Annotated in this window: 13 protein-coding genes; 7 read left to right on the plus strand and 6 right to left on the minus strand. The window is 61.3% G+C overall.

Translation table 11 applies throughout. From position 1 onward, the window contains the following. The first annotated feature begins 101 nt into the window (after positions 1–101). The 4 genes from V5F67_RS10710 (at position 102) to V5F67_RS10725 (ending at position 2,926) form a co-directional block, all read left to right on the plus strand. Entirely contained in the window at positions 102–557 is a 456-nt protein-coding gene (locus tag V5F67_RS10710) for a hypothetical protein (protein ID WP_394019371.1), read from the plus strand. Positions 558–879: 322 nt separating this feature from the next. Beyond that, positions 880–1,047, plus strand: coding sequence for an AlpA family phage regulatory protein (locus V5F67_RS10715; protein WP_509210660.1), 168 nt, complete (start codon positions 880–882; stop codon positions 1,045–1,047). Positions 1,048–1,131: 84 nt separating this feature from the next. Continuing rightward, positions 1,132–1,791 carry a hypothetical protein gene (locus tag V5F67_RS10720; protein WP_394019367.1) on the plus strand — a complete coding sequence of 220 codons (660 nt, stop codon included), beginning with the start codon at positions 1,132–1,134 and terminating at the stop codon, positions 1,789–1,791. Between the two features lie 490 nt (positions 1,792–2,281). Beyond that, on the plus strand, positions 2,282–2,926 hold the full coding sequence (locus V5F67_RS10725; RefSeq protein WP_394019365.1) for a hypothetical protein: 645 nt from the start codon (positions 2,282–2,284) through the stop codon (positions 2,924–2,926). Positions 2,927–3,166: 240 nt separating this feature from the next. Here V5F67_RS10725 and V5F67_RS10730 read toward each other — a convergent pair whose 3' ends face one another. The 3 genes from V5F67_RS10730 to V5F67_RS10740 all read right to left on the minus strand — a co-directional run bounded on the left by V5F67_RS10730 (position 3,167) and on the right by V5F67_RS10740 (position 9,169). Then, complete coding sequence (locus V5F67_RS10730) at positions 3,167–3,832, minus strand: hypothetical protein (RefSeq protein WP_394019363.1); 666 nt, start codon at positions 3,830–3,832, stop codon at positions 3,167–3,169. Between the two features lie 490 nt (positions 3,833–4,322). Beyond that, positions 4,323–4,739 (minus strand): hypothetical protein, encoded by a 417-nt coding sequence (locus V5F67_RS10735; RefSeq protein ID WP_394019361.1) that lies wholly within the window; start codon positions 4,737–4,739, stop codon positions 4,323–4,325. A gap of 158 nt (positions 4,740–4,897) precedes the next feature. Beyond that, complete coding sequence (locus V5F67_RS10740; protein WP_394019359.1) at positions 4,898–9,169, minus strand: protein NO VEIN domain-containing protein; 4,272 nt, start codon at positions 9,167–9,169, stop codon at positions 4,898–4,900. A 567-nt stretch (positions 9,170–9,736) separates the two neighbouring features. On the opposite strand from V5F67_RS10740, the gene V5F67_RS10745 reads away from it, so the two are divergent. Further along, complete coding sequence (locus V5F67_RS10745) at positions 9,737–10,288, plus strand: recombinase family protein (protein WP_394019357.1); 552 nt, start codon at positions 9,737–9,739, stop codon at positions 10,286–10,288. A 37-nt stretch (positions 10,289–10,325) separates the two neighbouring features. Here V5F67_RS10745 and V5F67_RS10750 read toward each other — a convergent pair whose 3' ends face one another. Further along, positions 10,326–11,225 carry an HNH endonuclease gene (locus tag V5F67_RS10750; protein WP_394019355.1) on the minus strand — a complete coding sequence of 300 codons (900 nt, stop codon included), beginning with the start codon at positions 11,223–11,225 and terminating at the stop codon, positions 10,326–10,328. A 198-nt stretch (positions 11,226–11,423) separates the two neighbouring features. After that, positions 11,424–12,005, minus strand: coding sequence for an HXXEE domain-containing protein (locus tag V5F67_RS10755; protein ID WP_394019353.1), 582 nt, complete (start codon positions 12,003–12,005; stop codon positions 11,424–11,426). A gap of 245 nt (positions 12,006–12,250) precedes the next feature. Between V5F67_RS10755 and V5F67_RS10760 the strand changes: the two genes are divergently transcribed. Further along, entirely contained in the window at positions 12,251–13,456 is a 1,206-nt protein-coding gene (locus V5F67_RS10760) for a M14 family metallopeptidase (RefSeq protein WP_394019351.1), read from the plus strand. Between the two features lie 413 nt (positions 13,457–13,869). Continuing rightward, a complete protein-coding gene (locus V5F67_RS10765; RefSeq protein WP_394019349.1) occupies positions 13,870–14,787 on the plus strand; it encodes a DUF2971 domain-containing protein in 918 nt (305 codons plus the stop codon). A gap of 157 nt (positions 14,788–14,944) precedes the next feature. Here V5F67_RS10765 and V5F67_RS10770 read toward each other — a convergent pair whose 3' ends face one another. Beyond that, positions 14,945–17,311 carry a YecA family protein gene (locus V5F67_RS10770; RefSeq protein ID WP_394019347.1) on the minus strand — a complete coding sequence of 789 codons (2,367 nt, stop codon included), beginning with the start codon at positions 17,309–17,311 and terminating at the stop codon, positions 14,945–14,947. Positions 17,312–17,787: the final 476 nt, after the last annotated feature.

Raw genomic sequence — 17,787 nt, forward strand, 5'->3', positions numbered from 1 at the left:
CATATCCGATCTAGAAGCGTCTATCGTTTTTTAGCTTGCCTTGAGAGCCCACATCGTCCATATATGACGAGTGCACAGTGTCGACGCGGCGAGGACCAACAGTGGCCGGTAGCAATGAAAGGCAAAAGACAGTCCAGGCCATTCGGAAGCTTTACACCCAACAGCCTTGGGCGCAACGCATTTTTGATCACTTTGGCGACCGCACGAACAACAGCTCGGCCACGAAGATCGATTCACTAGCGAACCTTCTCAAGGTCCCGGTCTCGGAGGCGACAGCCGTCGCCAAGGAACTCCAAGCGGCGGGGCTGGGGGTCTATGTCGTGGGGCGCAAGGGCAACCCCAGCCGGATCGAGTGGCACTTCACGCTGGCCAGCATGGCGAAGAGCGCACGAGGCGAACGCGACGACCTCGAAAGCATCTCGCCCGACGAGGACGAGGGAGGGACAGCTGACGCGGGTGGGTTGCCGCTTCAGCTGACGATTGCGGAGGCCAAGGAAGCGCTGGCGCGCACCCTGGGCATCTCCCCCGACCAGATCGAGATCACCATAAAGGCCTGAATCCTTCGGGGTTTGGCGGTCAATCACCCAAGGCGCTTGCCTGGGAACGGGAGAGGTGCGCCCCGCGCCTGACCTGAGCTGACCGCCGCCACCACCTTCACCTGACGACGTCAGCAGCATTGACGGCGAAGGGAGAAGTACGCCCAGCCGGGCAATACGAGACCCTCGCCGAACGGCGGCGGGTAACAGCAACGAAAGGAGGACAAGTCGCGATCGCAATGCATCAAATATACTGACGGAGAAATTTATGACCAATCAAGAATTGAAACAGTCCGATACTTCACGTTTTCAAGACAGTGCTCCAATCGCATCGAACGACAACATGCCGTTGCTCAGACTGCACGAGGTCTTACGCCTCGTGCCAGTTTCTCGGGCTTGCTGGTATGCGGGTATGAAGTCAGGGGTCTATCCGCTCCCGGTCAAGCTCGGGGCACGCATCGTAGCTTGGCGATGGGCGGACATCGCCCCGCTGCTCCAGCGCGGGCTGTGAGGTTGAACCAACCCCACCTGGCGAAAACTCTGCCTCCCCGGAATGACCCGGGGAGGCATCCAGACTGAGAACAGAGGTCTCACCATGAAGTCGAAGAAACCGCTCACGAAAACTAAGGCTAAATACAGCCTTAAGCTGAGAGAACTCAGGACCTCCTACAAGAAACTCGAACAGCGCCATCGCGACGGCCTCTACGCCCTAATCGCCAGTGCAGCGCCGATCGTCAAGATGGTGAGGGCGGCACTGGCAAAGGGGAAGAAGGTAGCCAGGCCGATCAAGGTGAAGAACGAAGCCGATGTTCCACTTGCCGTCATGAGGTTCATGCTCGGCATCAAACAGGACGCGGCGAACAACAGCAAAGCCAAGCTGGCCGCCAAGTATGCCCGCGTTCTGGCCTACGCCTACGACGTGCTGAAAATCGAACCCGGCGCGCTAGCGCAGGAGATCAAGGAAAGGGGCGGAATCGAGCGTTTGGCCAGGGAGGCAGCTAAAGCGCGTGAAGACAGCGAAGGCCCTTCGTCTCGATCCGCCGCGGAGAAGGGTGCCGACCAATCTCGGGCGAGCGCCAACGATAACCGCTCCGACATTTCGCTGAAGATTGCGAAGCCGGAAAAGAAGGAACTGCTCAAGGCAGAGACCGGGACGAAGTTTCGGTTGACGGCCGTGAAGGAGGAAGCCGGACTAAGGATCTCCAGGATCCGAACGGTCGCCGAGAACGCCCCACGCAAGAAGGCGGCGTGGTAGTCCGCGGCAGACACAACACGGGGCCTCGCGCGCAAGCGCGGGGCCTTTTTTTGTTTCAGATGCGACGTCGTTGGGCGCTTAAAGTGCCGTGGATACGTCTGCGCGGCTCCAAAACGATCTTTTTTGCGATTCTGTAAATAGTGAAGACATCAGCTTCGCGTGCGCGCCGTTTTGGAGTCTCGACATCGCGCCCGTTGCCTTCGACCCATCTCATGCGGTGCAATTTTCGAGCATCGTATATGAGGAAGATATATCTAGATTGATATATTCTGAATAAATATATCACACAATTAGATATTGAAATGCATTTATATCAATACGTTCATTAATCATCACTCTCAATGGGTAGCTATTTTATCCCGTTTCAATTGGATATACAGAGAGATATTTCTCGCCTTCTATTGGATTGATGATTGTTTGCATCATTGGATAAATAAATTTGCGATTTTGTAAATCATTGATGTCGATAATCCATACATAGGTGATAACAATGAGTGATGTCAACCAGCTCGACCCCAAGGCTCGCATGCGTCTTCGCCAATCTTACGTCGAGTGGATCGATTCATATATCGAAGACGGTTATACGCCCTATCTCATGACCTTCATGTTCAATCAGGTTATTGCAGCCTCGATGTCTCGGTTCATTCAAATGATGTACCAGGATGTCGAGGTTTTCTATCTGCGCCTGTCGGGACGGTTCGCGCACCATCCGGAGAAGCCAGGACAGCGGTACAAGCTCCCCATTCTGATCTGCTCACCGGACACGCCCAACATCAAGCGTCGCAACCATTGTGTGGAGGGCGGCGACGGCCTTCATGTGCATGGCATTTTCCTGAAGCCGCCTGTTAGCAGATTCAAGGGCGATCTCATCGAACTGGTGAGAATCCTCGGTGTCGAGTTGACCCGCCAAACCCGCATCCAACGCGTCCATCTGGTCGAGGTGACATACAATTCGGCTAGCGCTTCAGACTATGCCCTGAAGGCCTTTGGCCGGCACCAAGACTGCAGCGAGCCCTTGATCCTTCCGATGGAAATGGGCGCGAAGCGGGACCGCACGGCAAGGGGCTATGACGAGGCTTGCGATCGGGTGCAGGGGAGTTCGTTGATGCGCTCGCCGCGATGCCGTGGCCGGTGATCTTTTGACCCCCGAGCGCAAGCGCCAGGCTGGACCAACGCCATCGCTCTGTTCGGCTTTCGAAGGCGCCTAACGCCCTTCCATGGAGTGCCGCGAATGCCATGGAGCTCCATGAGGAAGGCGCTTTAAGCGCCCTGGATGTGCGGAACCCGATGCAATGAATCGTGCGAAAACGAAAATGAGGAGGACGGTGAAAACCGCCCTCCTTTTTTTTGTGCCCGGATCAGCCTTGTGTCAGGCCTAGATCACGCATTCGGGGTGCAGCGGCGCGATCTGGGTGATCTGCCGGGTGAAGGGGGGAAAGTCGGGGTAGTCGCGCCAGTCGAGGGTGACATGGCTGTCGCTGCGGGCGCGCACAACGGCTTCCCACCAGCCGCCATATTCTCCTTCGCTGAAGTCGGGTGCGAGCACCACGTCGCCCTTGGTGAGCTGCGGCCAGTGGGTGCCGCCTTCCTTCATCACGACGCCGATGGTGGTGTCGCCCGAAGCCGCATCGGACTTGATGGAGAGCATGGGCGCGGCCTTCTTGGCCTTCACGGCACCGGAGGGCGCTGCCGGCTTCTCGTCATCCTTGTTCTCGGCGGTGACGTTCTCCTCGGCATCCGCTTCCTGGTCGGCATCCTCCCCGTTGGCCAGCGCCTCGGCCATGAGGGAGAGCCGCTTGAAAATGTCGGTCTTGATGTTGGCAAGCAGAGGGCGATCATTCTCGCCGAAGCGGCCGGCGGGCAGCGCCGCAAGCAGATCGGCGTCATCGCCTTCCCCGAAGGACACGCAGGAGAGGCCCAGCTTGGTAGCCGCGGCCTGGGCGCGCTCGATGTTGTCGGCGGCGAAGCGGCCGGCCTGCGCCTTGCCGGCCCAGTTCTTGGTGAAGAGCACGAGGCACGAAGAGACTTCGATGGCAGTCATGATGATGCTCCATGTTGAGGGGGTGCAGCTATGTGCATCTATATGGTATCATAATACCGCCATTATGTCAATAACGTTCATGCTTTGTGCGCTTCAGCGGCTTGGTGGTCTGGCTGCGCCGGCAAGGTCCCTGCCGACGCTTAGCCTCTAATCATGTGTTGAGGTCTGGTCCTGTCCGTTAGCTGCCCCTCAAGTGGCCCCTCAGAGACGTCCGCTTTGCGCCCCCGCGTCGGTAGTTCAACCGGGTTCAACGGGAACTCGAAAACTCGCCGTTCATTCATCTTGCTCCCGGCAATGGTAGGAACGACCGGCATTAGGAATTTTTCCGCAGTTTCAACAAATCATGGCCCAATCTACTGCTTTTGGAGCAAAGGTCGGTGATCGGCTCGTCAAGACGGCCCAATACTCAAGGGTCTGGCAGATTGTCGACGAGCGACTTTTGGGAAACAGTGCCCATGAAGCCGCCATTCCAAACAACGTCTGGAATGAGCTAAGACTCGGCCGCATAGTCTGGAGCCAGGAAGCGCTGCTGACGGACACCGAACCAAACAGCGCGCGCCGGCAGACCGAAGTCGGGATAGTCGATCAGGTCGGGCCAATCCTTGTGCGGCCGCCTTTTCGGCGTCCCATTGTCGAGGGCGAACCACCGGTTCAGCACAGTGACGCTGCGGTTCGGAAGCGCCTTGGTCTTCTTGTCGTTGAGCGGAAGACGCAGAAACCGGGCGTGCAGCCACTCGGCGAAGTCGAGCGTGACTCGGGTCGCCTTCAGCCGCTTGCCGGACGGCTCCGCCGTCGAGATTTCGCCAAGCCAGATCTCGCAATCGCGGCAGATCAGCGAGAGCTTAGGGTGCCGTTGATTGAGCCGAGTATGCATCGCGTTGCCGATCCCGACATATTGCATCCGCACGGCCCGCTCGCTATGGCATTTGCCGATTGCGAGGTATAGGCCGCGCGCTACGCCGCGCTTCGTCGAGGTCGCGATAGGGGCCGTACCAGTTGACCGCGATCATTAGATGCTGCTGCGTCATTGCCCGAGCCACCCCCGAGGATATGGCCGGACCCGGCTCAACTGAGGTCCTCGATATTGGCGCGGAGCATGCCCAGCTCGAGCGCGATCTGGCGGGTGCCCAGCATGCGCGCCGGATTGCGGAAGCATTTGGCGACCGGGGCGCGGTCGGCGACGCGGTAGATGCGCCATAGCTCGTAGCGGTCGCGCTCGCGCAGCGCCTTTTCGAACTCCTTGCGCGGCCAGTCGAACCGGCCGTCGGTGCCGGTGGTCGCCTTGACCTCGATCCAGCGCGGCCGCCCCTCGGCGTCGATCGAACGGATGTCATGATCGGCGCCGGGCTCGTCGCGTGACGTCCAGATCACATAGCGTTCGGGCTCCTCGAACCCCATTTCGCGGACCTTTTGAAGTTCCATCCGGTAGATCAACTCTTCGCCGCGCCGCCCCAGCAGCCCCGCGCGCTCGACCTCGGCAGGGGTTGGCGGAAGCCAGCCCCCGCCGCCTCCACCGCCCCGACCTGACGGCTCGCGCGGCTGGATCTCGGCTCCCTTGCTGGCCGCGACGCTCAGCGCGACCTGTTCCATATCGGGCAGCACGAAGGGCGGCGGCGGAGGGGGGCGCGGCGCCGGCGGGGGCGGCGGCCCGGGCTGGACGGGCTCGACCGGCGTATCGTCTCTGCCGCTGCCGGTATCGAGATTGTCGAATACCTGGCGCAGCGCGTCTTCCTCGGCGTCGGCATCATCCTCGTCATCATCGAGATCGAGGTTGCTCTGGCCCTCTTCTTCTTCGGCACCGCCCCACCGGTCGCGCGGTATCCCCATGCGGTCTAGATAGTCGATAAGCTCTTCTTGCGTTCCGCAAAGCACCAGCGGGAGAAAAGCGTTCGCCAGTCCGCGCATTGTCGCTACGCTGACCGCCCCAGCGATTTCGGCCAGCGCCTCGGCGAGCAGAAGTTGGAAGCCGTTCTTGGTCTTGGGCGCGACCAGATTGATCCGGTCGCCGGCGAGCGCGATTTGCGCGGGCACCAGGACGCTTGCCCCGCCGACGTTGTAGCGGCGGCCGATCGATTGGAAGAAGGAGATATCGGCGAGTGCCGAAAGCTGCGCCTCGATCTCGGAATAGGTCGCCGGGACGAACCCAGCATGGCCATGGCGGTTCCGATAGGCGACTTCGTAGAGCGCGCGAGCAAAGAGCGGTCTGTGCAGCATGGCGAGAATGCGCTCGCGGTGCTTGGGCTTGTACCAGAGATGCGGACGGCCGGGCGGCCCGAGCTCGGGGAGCCCGGCGCCTGCGATCTCGGACAGCGGACGAATGCCCAGGCCACTGAAGAACGGGCGGGAGCGCTCAGACCGCTCGACAATACCGATGCTGCTGTCGGCGGCCCGCAGAGCCTCTTCGAGCGGCGCAAAGTCGGGCTCGACGAGCCGACCCGCGCGCAGGTCGGCGAGCGTGAACAGGCGCGCGCGATCGTCGATCAGGCAGCGCACCTCGTCCAAACCCTGGGGTAGGCCGAGTGCGCCGCGGGTGGCGTAGGCCTCGAGCAGCAGCCGACGCCGGCGCGTGTCGAGCGGCGCACCGGGGGCCCAGTCGCTCGAAGCATGGCAGAAGAACCGCGCCCAATGCGCATCGGTGGCATGAACCGGAGCTCCCAGGTCCTGATAGGCGCGGCCGACTTCGTCTGAATGACGATGGACCGGGATCGCTTCGGCCAGGGGGCCTGCGACCCGGGTCCCGACCAGGATGTCCGAGGGGGCATGATAGCCGCCGGCCACCCAACAGATCTCCAGGTCCACGATCTCGGATTTGGCACGGCGCTCGCGGGCGCGCGCGTCGACTAGCGCGGGATAGAGCAGATCGGGCCGGCCTGGCGGGGTTTCCGCATCGCGATGCGCTCCAAGGATTTCGAGGAGCGTATCGGAATCTGGGGCCGGCTTTAGCTTGAGCTTGCGGAACAAGAGATCGCTGCTACCGCCGGCGATCCTGCCGTCATCGCCGATGCAGAGGCGGTTGGTCGGGGTATCAAGGTGGAGGGCGGACGGCGCAGCGAGCTTGCCCGATCGCGCGCGCAGACAGGGAATTTCACGCAATTCCTCGACGGTCGCGGGGCCTAGCAACTTGAGATTGTCGGTGAGGAGTTTTTCGAACCGCTCCGCCGTCTCGGGCCTGTCCGCAAGCATGCCGGCATAACGGACCAAGTCGGTTCCGCTCAGCGTGTTGCGAATCCGCAACCGCGACAGCAGACTTGGAGACTGGAGTAGTTCCTTGGAGGGCGCATCAATCGCCGGATCGAGGAAGCGCGCAAGCGGCCGCTTCAGGGATACCATCGCCGCGGGTGCGACCCATTCGTCGCGCTGGTTCTTCACGACGGGGTTGTTGCGCAGAGCGGTCAAGGCGGGCCGGCTGATCGGTGCCTCGCGCGCGAGCAGCTTGCGATAGAGGGTCTCGCGCTCGCGATCGTCGGTCGGGGCAGTCGCCGCGCGCTCGGCCGCATCGATCAGCCACTGCTCCTCGTCGAAGGTACGGCAATGGCCGGAAATAGCTTTGAACGGCACCAACTCTGGATGGAGCCGGTTTGCCTCCGGCTCGGGGCAATCCGCCCAGAGGTCGGGATCGACGATCATCAGCTGTGTGGCAGGCTTCAGTTCCCATGTCGCGCTTAGCGTCGAGGCCGTTTTGCCGAGATCCGCGCGGTTCTGTTTGCTCAAGCGGCGCGGATGGAGCGAGAGCGCCGCTGCCAGGCGCTTCTGCAGATCGAGCCCGCGCAGCGTCCCGTCATAGTTGGTGAAGAAGAAGTTGGCGCCGTCGCCAACCTTGGTCTCGAGCTTGGCCTCCTCACTTGGAGCACAGCGAAGACGGACCAGCGACGCAAGGGTAAACCGTTTGGCACCCCGATCGGCGATCAGGTCGCACAGCGCCTGGTCCGCAGCCAGCACCGGATCCAGATAGCGATTGTCGCTCAGAAAGCCGGCATAGGCCTCGTCGGTGGGCAGGACGATGTCGCCCGCCTTGGCGAAATGGCTGTCGCCCTTGGCGATGGTCGGCCAGCAGGCATCTTCCTTGAGCCGCTCAGCCAACTTGGTGACGAAGCGGTCGGGCTCGGCGGTGCCGTCACCCATCAGCGCCTTGAACGCGTCGGCTCCGTAGCGCGCGAACCAATCTCCCTTGAGCAGCGCGATCACCAGCTCGACCGCCTGGTCGATCAGCCAGTCGTTCCAGACCAGATCGGTGATCTTGCTCCGCTCGGTATCAAGCTCGAACGGCGCGCTGACGCTGATCGCGCAGCCCGTGCGCGATGAGGGCGCCTTCAGCGGATAATAGAAATGGCCGTGCTGGCCGATATCGACCTTACGCCGCGCGATCGGAACCGAAACAGCAATCCGCACGCGACCGCCGGGCAGCTTATAATAGGAAGGAAAACGCCGGGCGGCATGTTCGGCCGGCAGCGCAACCGACCGATAATATTCTTCCTCCTGGAACGGCACGCCCTTGGCATCGCCATCAGTGAGCCGGCCGATCCGCGCCACCATCGCCACGCCCGCAACGCGGCAACGGTGCGGCTTGGCTTCCTGCTTCCAGCGCAGCGTCCGCCCGGTGCGGATCGAACGAATGTCGACCTCGCGCAGCCCGCGCCGTTTCCCGCTATGCGCCAACTTCACCAGAGTGTCGGGTATGCGCACCGCCATTAGGCCCAGGGCGTGCTCCTCGCGATCGAGCGTGAATGCCTCGAGCCGTTCCGAGGATTGCTGGCGATAAGGGACATGGACGCGGACGCCCTTCTCGCCGCACCAGGCGGGATCGCGCTCGCGCCCGGTTTCCTGGGTCTGGAGATCGAGCAGCGCGACCTGCCCGGCCGAGCGAACATGAATCTCGTCACCAAAGCGGAACAGCGAACGCAGCCCGAAATTCTTCGAGCCGATGCCGTTCTCCTTGGGCGCCACCACCTCGGCCTGGGCACTGCCCATGACATTGCCCGTGCCTACGATCACAGACAGGCGCTCCCAGCCATTGCGATCGATATTGCGGCCCGAGCCGATGACTTCGAGCGAACGGCTGCCGAAGGTCAGCATCAGCTTTTCGCCGCCGCCGTCATATTCGTTCTGGACGAGCTCGCGCAGCACATCGCTGGCGTCGTGGCCGGCGACGAACTGCTCGATGAAGCTCGACCCGATCCGCGTCCGCCGGCTGCCGCTGAAATCGGGCGGTACATAGTCCGGCTCATCGACTTCAGTGGCAGGCGGCTGAGCCGGCTTGCTCCGCCGGCCCGATCGGGTTGGTGGCGGGACCGCTATTTCCGATGCCCGACTTTCCGGTTCGTCCGCAATCGTCGCCACTATTATACCTCGTCTTCACACCGCTTGCCATTGCGGACTATGAGAGCGTAAGCGCATTGCTGAAAGGCTGATTTTCCGCAATGCTGATGGCCGATCCTGGCAATGGCACGTGGATTAGCCACTATTGCCGACTCTTCCCTCGAAACTGGTCCCAGGCCGCCCGAAGTTTGGCGAGTGTGTTCACTGCATCGTCACCGCGAGGCCGTTTCAAACCCTCGCGCTTAGCCTGCCCCATAAGCGTTTGAAAACACTGCCAATCGCCTTTCGTCTTGAGGGTTTGAAGGATAGGCAGAACCTGAGAGAAAGTAGCACCCCAGAGAACAAGCATTTCCGATGTCACCCGCACTTCAATACGGCTGTCGGAGCGAATGCACTCAGCTCGGCGTATTATCGTCGGGTCTTTGTTGCCCTGGCGTTGGCGGCGGATGTGCCGCGCCAACATGTCCGTCACTTGCAGCGGTAGATCGCCGCAATCGTTGTCTCATAAATCAAAATATCTGAGACATTCTGCGGCACGTTGTTTTTCAACGACTTGATTGTCTCATTTATTAGTCTCATTATGTGCACATGATCGTTGGCTATGCACGCGTGTCAACTGATGGGCAGACGCTCGAAAGCCAGATCGAACACCTCAAATCCACGGGCTGCCAGAAGATATTTGCCGAAACGGCGAGCGGAGCCAAGACTGATCGTCGCGAGCTGCGGCGCTGCGTTGCGAGCCTGTCTGAAGGCGACGTGCTTATGGTGGTCCGGCTCGATCGCCTGGCACGGTCGACGCGGGACCTGCTCAACGTGCTTGCCGAGGTCGGCGAGAAGGGCGCGGCATTTCGATCTCTCTCCGACGCATGGGCAGACACCACCACGCCCCATGGTCGGCTAATGCTGACGGTGCTGGGCGGCCTCGCCGAGTTCGAGCGCGAGTTGATCAAGGCCAGAACAAGCGAAGGGCGTACGCGAGCCCAGGCGCAAGGGATCAAGTTCGGGCGCAAACACTCGCTGACAATCGAGCAGCGCGCCTACGTCGCAAAGCTTCGCCAAGCCGGCGAGAGCGTCCGCCAAATCGCGCGCATCATGGGCGTGAGCAAAGCGACCATCAGCCGAATTACTCCCGACCCTTGATTGGAATGGCGCCGCCCTGACAGCGGCGCAGACCTTATCACTGCTTGAAACAGTGCTCGCGGTGCCAGCTGAGAAAGCGGGGGTGCGGTCGTTCGAATATGCGCTGTGGCGCCAGAGCGCGGCCGCTTCGGTTGATGAAAGCGCGCACGCCGTCTGGATCGTTGGCCTGCCGCGATATCAGGATCTCCAAATCGTCCGACAGGCTGATCAGTCCGCGGTCGAACATCCAATGCGCGGTGCCGGACAGAGCCAGGCCATTGCTGATGATATCCGGGCCATTGGCCTGGACCGGCTGAATGTGCGCGGCCGCTACCTCTGCCCGTCCTCCACCATTGATCAGCTTGAGGCCGCTGATCGCGCAGCGTTCATCATAGGCCTTGAGCACGGTGCGGCGGAAAATGCGATCTCGCACGAGGCGCGAAGACAAGTAGCTGACACGCGCGCGGCTCTCCTCGAAGGCGAAAGGGACATGCTCCTCCTGCAAGCCATCTAGAGGCGCATCGCTGTCGAGGCGCGGCAGTATGGTCGGCCCGTCCCCAAGCCCCCGAGCAAGGATGCGATCGAAATCGGCTGGCGAGAGCGAGCGCACGGCGGCCTGAGCGCGACCGGAAATGCGTCCGTCTTCGTTCAACAGCCCTTGTTCGATGACACCCGCCGCATCGGCGAAAGGCACCGCGTTGGGGAAATCGAGGTAGCTGCCGGGCTCGATCAGCGCGAGAAACATGCCAGGAGCTGTTGGGTCAGGCACCACGTCCGCGACCTTGGCGATGGCAAAGTAGCCACGCGTCTCCACCACCTTTCGGGGTTCGTAATAGACGATCCAATCACCGGCACAGGCCTCCACGCGGCCCAGATACTGGCGCGGGAACTGATACCGCTCCGCCGGGCTGTCGTCATAGATCGAATCGGTTCTGTGGATGAAGACGCCGAATCCCATGGCCTTACCTTAACGCTTCAGCCTGCCCGGATGCAGAGGACCTGCCGACGTCATGCCAGAATGGGAGCGAGCACAGCTGCTTGCTCGTATGGCTCGCGCAACGAGGATCAGCTGCGTTAGGCCGGAGGCTGTCGCGGTCGTTTCCGAGTATGGTGCCGGCCTGCGTCATTCTCAGCGCTATCCGCAACAGCGTAACGCCTACGAAGTTTTTTCAAGCCGCAACCGCCTGACACGCGCGAGAACGTTGGCGATGATGAGGGCGTGCAGGGCGATAGCCAGGCCCAGCGCCGCATAGTGAAAGCTGGCGCCGACAGGCCCAACCGCGAAAATCGTCCATAGACTGAGCGGCAGGAATACGAACAACGCCGTTCCCAGTCCGGGATTGTAGCAGCGCAAGCGCAGGGCGGCGCCGATGTGGGTGATGCCGTTCACCAGCATCGCATAGGGGGCCATGAGGCCATAGCCGGCACCCCAAAGATACGCCGCATAGAGCGCAGCCAGATTGAGGCCCCAGACGACCGGAATGTTGATGACAAGGACCGCTGCGACGCTGAGCGCATCGCGGCCGCCAAAGATCCGTTGATTGACGAAGGTGCGGAACCGGTCTCCCGAGTGCTCCTCCACCTGGTGAAGCATGTAGCCTGGGCTGTGAAGGAATATCAGCACGAGCGTCAAGGCATAAGCGGCGTCCAGCAAGGGCAAGGTCGCGAGGAGCGCCGCCGCCATGAACCCGGCAGCCGCCACCCAGCGGCTTGCAAGCCACAGCTTCAGGTCTTTCATCGGCACGGGCCCCCACGGCGAGAAGGATGCCGATACTATCGGCGCAGCCGCTTTCCGAAAGCCTCATGCTCCTTGGGAGGATGCCCAGCGCGCCTATGAATTCGGGAGCGCTATGCGCCCCCGCATCGAGCATGATCTGGACGCTAAGGCGGGCGACAATGCCCGCAGGTGACACGCGTATCGGACGCCGAGCCCATCTCGGCCCGAGACACATCACCCCGAGACAAGAGAAGGAGGCCTGCGCCATGACGAACCGACCGGACGCGAACCTTGATCGTCGCGACTTCATGATCGCGTCAGTGGCCGCGGTGGGCGCTTCGACTGCGCTCGTGGCGGATGCCGGTTCCGCCAGCGCCCAGACCCCGGCCGCATCCTCCGCCGTTCCAGCGCCGGGTGTGCGCGCGGCCACGGTTTATACCGGCGACACCATTCAGGGGAAAAAGGTCGTCAGCGCCCTCGACATCGCCGACCTGGAGCCCGGCAGGACCCACCGTCTGTATTTCCAAGGGGTCGAGATGCCCACCGGGCAGCACTGGTATGTCTCCGTGACGGTCGCCAAGGGTGCAAGGCCAGGCAAGCGCATCGTCCTCGTCAGCGGCGTGCACGGCGATGAGATGAGTTCGGTACATACGGTCCAGACCGTGATGAACCAGCTCGACCCGCGCGAGATGTCGGGCACGGTGATGGCGGTCACGGACGTGTCCCGCCCGGCGCTGGAAGGCATGCAGCGCCGCTGGCCCAATGCCGGAAGGGGTGCCGATCTGATCGACATGAACCGGGAATGGCCGGGCAATGAGAACGGCTTGACCGCGCCGAGCCGGCATGCCGGCCTGCTGTTCAACCGGCTGCTGCGGCCGAATGCCGACGCCGCCATCGACTTCCACACCGGCACCACCGGCTTCGACGTCACCGCGTTCAATATCGGCGGCATGGACATTCCGGCGGTGAAGGCGATGGTGGAGCTGTACCCGGTCGGCCAGGTCTTCGACAATCACGTCTATCCCGGCGTGCTGCACAACGCCTTCATCGACGCGGGCATTCCCGCCTTCACGCCGGAGATCGGCGCCGCGCGGGTGCTGGACCTCGAGATGGTCGCGCTGTTCGTCGAGGGCACGATGAACGTCCTCAAGCATCACGGCATCATCGCCGGCCCCATGGGGCGCACGGGCAAGGACGTGAGCGTCTTCATCGGCAACAGCGCGCTCCCGGTGCTCGCGACCCAGGGCGGCCTGGTCGAGCATCTGGTCAGGCTGAACGAGAAGGTCGAGGCCGGGCAAAAGGTGGCGATCCAGCGCGACAGCTTCGGCGAGGTGGTGGCGGAATATGTGAGCCCTGTGGCCGGGGAGATGACGGGACAGCGCAGCGATGCCATGGCGGAGCCGGGAAATCCGCTGGCGTTCATCCTTTTCCACAGGGCGGGAGCGGGCGATAGTGAAGCCTACCCTGAGTGACCGGCGTGCATCCCGCCATTGCTTTGATCTCACGGCGCCCGCGAACGGAGATACGGTGAGGAGAGATGGCAAATGCGCGGGCCGAGTAGGTGGCGAGTTGCGCCAGAAGCGGACACCGCTAAATGCGTGTCTGAACGTCCGGTATGGGGCCGGTAGCTGCCGTTCTGGACCCGCCCCCATAACGGGCATAGAGTTAAGTCCTGCCAAGGCCCGTAACCGGACGGTGACTTAGCGACCGATGATCCGCAGCTAGGACCGGGAACCCCAGAGAGCTTTGCCTGCATGGCCGGTGGACTGAGACAGCAGGTTCCCCTAAAGTCATCGCTTTGGCGTTGCTTTATAATCGGGGCGCAAACATGGAGCTCTGGCAGAAACAGATGATATGCGGGCTATTTCACTATTCAACGGAGCACATGGACATCGAGCGGGCGTTTTTAGTCAAACATCCCCACGTTCCTGATCGTCTGTACAAGTACCGCCAGTTCACCGAATACCATTTGGACGCATTGAAGAAGGACGTCCTGTGGCTGTCATCACCGGATAGGTTGAACGATCCCTATGAGGCCCAAGTCTCGTTCGACGTAGAGCGCTTCATAGTAGAGGATCAGTCCGTCGACGATTTCTTGAAAACTGCCAGGAAGGCTCGACAAGCGATCGAGGCAGGTGAGGATTGGCGCCCAAGTGAGCCTGAACGTCCTATCACCGTTGGCGATTGGCGCCGCCAGACGGTATCCACCATTCTCCAGTCGTCCAACCTCCCAGAGAAGGAGGCATTTGCATCGATCGTGGAAGAATGGAGCAAGGAGCAGGCACTGGCTCACGTCCGGTCCATGAGCCAACAGTTTCGGACGGGCTTTAGCGTCTTGTCGCTCTCGGCTACGGGGAACAACAAACTACTTTGGGCACATTATTCAAATTCTCATAAGGGATTTGCCATCGAATATGATTTTGCTTCTCTGCCGTACGGTGACCTGAGACGCAGGCTTTGTTTTCCTGTCTTCTACACGACGAAGCTGAGGGACGCGACGAGGTACCTCGCCAAGCCTGGCAAACCATTCAACAACCTATTTGGCCAGTACATGTGCCTCGTGAAGCAGGACGACTGGGCCTATGAGAAGGAATGGCGGATTGTTCAGGCAATTGGCCCGGAACACGCTAACTTCGAAATGCGCATGCCGAAGCCGACTGCAGTCCTCTTGGGCTCGCAGGTATCGTCGTCTGACGAAGAGACGATGCGCCATTTGTGCAAGGATCGCTCAATTACCCTCAAGCGAATGGTGCAGAAACCGGGCACCTTCGAGCTGGAACCTGTACAGGTGGCTCTCGAATAGACCGGCTGCTTCCTCAACCTTGCAACCAGAACCAGACCGTCCGCAACCCACCCCTTTTGGGTCATAAGCAGGCTAATTACGATTACTGAAAAGCGGTCATTCAGGATTTGATATCGGTGGCGGACGAACTCTCGATTTACCGTTCTGACGCCCCGGCTCAGCGACCGTGACACTTTTTAAATTTGATGCCGCTGCCGCAGGGGCATGGATCATTCCGCCCGGCGTTGAATCGTGCACTCGCGGGCATCTGCCTAGCGGCCGGAACTCGCGGCGCGGCATGCGAAGCCGCCCGCACCCTCATCCTGTCGGCCTCGTCGTAGATGCGGGCATTGTCTTCGGAGCGCGGCCCTGGCATGTTAACCGGGAATGTGTAAGCCGTCTTGTAGGTCCCTCCGGATGTCGCGACGACCATTATGCCGGTGACGCTGCCACCTGCCGTGAGAAGCGCCGCCGCAGCCGCCTTATCGTTGACTTTCTGCCAGTCGATGTTGTCCCCCGACCGCTGCATCCAGATGAAAAGCGGGGTCCGGACGTCCCGCCCGAACAGGAAATAGCGCGCCGGATTCTGGTTCAAGGACTTGCGGAGCTGCGCCAGCATCGCGGCGAGGTTGTTCCGCCCGTCCTCGCCGAGGTCCCGTATGCGGCTTTCAGCCAACAGCCATCCGGGGGACCGGCTGGCATCAAGGGCGGCAAGGAGTTTCAGCACCTCGTCTGGAAAGGCTTGCGTCGGAAACGGTCCGGCTTCCCAGTGCTCCCCCTCGAAGCTCCGGTCAACCTCGAAGCTCATGCCGTCCCACATGACGAAATCAGCACCTTCCTTCAGCTGGTTCGCCATATCCTCGTCAAAGCGGTTCTTCTTGAGATATGCGCCTAGGTGGTCGAGCTCATCAAACAGGTGGGCCCGCCGGAGAGCCGCCATCGCCTGCCGCACCTCCATGTAGTGGGCAAACTGGCCGGGCGTCGGCAGCAGCCGCCGCAGGACAAAGAGGTCGTCGATGGAAAGGGAGACGAACCCGTGCCGCCCCAGCAGAGGCACGATCTGCGGCAGTTCCTTGCAGTACGCGGAAAGCGGCGAGAAAGACTCAACAGTGAGTCCGATCGGAACCATGACCCGATAGTCGGACTGCCGTATCCGCGCAAACTCGACGTACTTGCCGCCCTCAGAATGGTAGAGGGAAACCTCGTCGGCGGACGCGAGATATTTGAAGAGGCGCTCGCACTGCTTGTAGGCCTTGATGACAAGGTCTTGCACCGACTGGGCATGGCGCCCAAAGTCGAGCGCTGGCGAGGCGATCGTCGCCGCCGCGCCGGCTTTTGCCTCGACAAGGTACATGACGTCATCGACGAGGATGAGCGTGTCGTTTTCCGACCATTGCTTGGTGATCGGGTCGCGGTAATACACCTCTTGGAAGACCCGCGCCCCGGGTAGCTGGTCGCTCAGGATGTCGGCAAAGGCCGCCTCACTCATGGCCTTCTGCCGCTCGTTGAAGGCGGCCTTGTAGTCCGGTTTCCGCTGCAACAGGTTGAACAGTAGCGCCCGGTAGCCCGCGTCGCGCGTAAAGCACGGATCGATGGCATAGTAGTCTGAACCGAGCAGGATCAGCGGTTTCTTGCGGGCAGGCAAGGTCCGGTAGGGTGTGCCCGTGTGGCTGCCGGCCGCGAAAAACTCGACCTCCTCCCCCCTACGGTAGGAGAGGTCGGCAAGCAGCTCGGCGGGCAGGTTCGTGTGACGGCTTACGTTTGCGACCCCACCGCGAAACATGTCGTCCATCGCGGACCGTGCGGCGGCCAGTTGGCCGGTATTCGCCTCAGCCCAAATCTTTATGGCCTTGCCGAGGTCCACGCCCTGTTCATCCTGAATGGCATGTACGGCGTCAAAGCTGTCCATCATGTTCAAGATGGCGTCTGAGTGACCCGAGCGGGTCGAGTCGGTCATGGCCTGAAAGCCAGCCGCGATGTCATCCGCGCCCACACCGTAGACCTCCTTCAGAAGGTCGTCGTGCGGCGCGAGCACATACTGGTAGAATTCACCTTCGAGGACCTGGTAGCGGTTTCCCCGCAGTAGGACCCAGGTGGCTTTTGCACGGTACTCGATGTCAGCCGTGTCGGGGCCAAAGGCGCCATCTTTCGTGTCGGCGGAGGTGGCCATGGCGTAGAACATAGCGTTCTGGCGCAGTTTCCGACTGGTGTCGTAAAGCTCCGCACACTTGGCCTCGTCGAAGGCCACTTCTTCCGGGGGCGGGTCCGACGCGAGGACCGCGTGCACGTACTCAAGCAGGAACTGGTTCTCGTTGATGAGATCGTCGGGTTGTGCGGGTTCTGGGGGCTCCTCGGGTTGCATGCCGACATTCTGCGCCGACATGGCTTTCAGCATGTACTGCGCGTAAAGGTAGCCCAGCAAATCCTGGGGCGGCATGCCGACGATTAGCTCGCGCATGCGCGCAGCCGCCGTTTCCATATCGTTCAGCAGGGAAGCCGCAGCTTCCTGACGCTGCGCTTCCGCGTTGTTACCCGTTTCTGTCATCGAGCCCTCCGGGCATAGCGCAGCACGGAACTGGTGGCACGAAGCGCCGGCCAACAGTCCGGAATCCGGTGACGGTTGACCTTCGGATAGCATCTCGGGCGCAATCTCCGGCTGGGCAGGCAACCAGGAAATAATGGCGAATGTCCGCTTTCGGGTATTCGCGAAGATCCGTCGAACGGCCGGGATGGGGCGCATAGCTGACCGGCAGGTTACCCCGGGAGCCGCCCTGCAGTTCATAGCACGGATACGGATCGCCATCTTCAGACATTGCGTACGGAAAGTAAACACTCGCCAGCTGAGTTTTATCAGCGAGCCATTGGTTCGAACATTGGCGCGTCCTTGCCTTTCAATACCCTATTGCGGTGATCACGATGCTTTGCCAACTGCCGCGCGCTGGCGCGTCACTTTATTGTGGCAAAACGATACATGTTCAAAAGGGAACCACGCCCCCGAAACTCGGCACGGATTGAGCCGAT

The sequence above is a fragment of the Xanthobacter pseudotagetidis genome (assembly GCF_043194795.2).
GTDB classification, from domain to species: Bacteria; Pseudomonadota; Alphaproteobacteria; order Rhizobiales; family Xanthobacteraceae; genus Xanthobacter; species Xanthobacter tagetidis_A.